The 611-nt window shown below is 46.6% G+C and carries 1 protein-coding gene; it reads left to right on the plus strand.

What is annotated here, in order from left to right; genetic code table 11:
- Positions 1–4: 4 nt before the first annotated feature.
- Positions 5–611: IS30 family transposase (locus tag CXF58_RS01240; protein ID WP_228706502.1), on the plus strand; the 607-nt coding region annotated here is incomplete at its 3' end.

A 611-nucleotide genomic window follows, 5' to 3' on the forward strand; every position in this document is an offset into this window, starting at 1 on the left:
ACTATTGCAAGCTAAAAAAGGCATGAGTGAAATAGCTAGAATTATCGGCTGTCATAAATCAACGGTGAGTCGAGAGATAAGGCGAAACCTGGGACAAAGGGGTTATCGCCCCAAACAAGCCCATCGTTTGGCAAAAGCGCGCAAAGTTAAGAATAGCACACAGATTAGTCGCTTTGGCTGGTGCTATATTGAGCATCTACTCAGCAAGCACTACTCCCCTGAACAGATAACAGGGCGACTGAGGATGCTGGGTTGGGAAGATGTCCCAAGCCATGAATCGATATACCAACACATCTATACTGACAAAAAGGCAGGGGGTGCTCTACACACCACCCTCAGATGTCAAAAGCGTTATAAGAGACGGTATCTGCAAGGCAATGATAGGCGCGGGAAAATAGCGAACCGCTGTGATATCACTGAGCGTCCTAGCATCATTGAGACACGCAGTCGTATGGGCGATTATGAAGGGGATACGGTGGTTGGTCATGGACATCAAGGTGTTCTGGTTACTTTAGTAGATAGAACGACTCGAGAGACTAAGATCAAAGCGCTACCCAATCGTAAGGCAAAAGCTGTCACACAAGCTTGTATTGACATGTTAAAAGGTGAGC

This window comes from Psychrobacter sp. Sarcosine-02u-2 (assembly GCF_002836335.1).
Lineage (GTDB): Bacteria > Pseudomonadota > Gammaproteobacteria > Pseudomonadales > Moraxellaceae > Psychrobacter > Psychrobacter faecalis.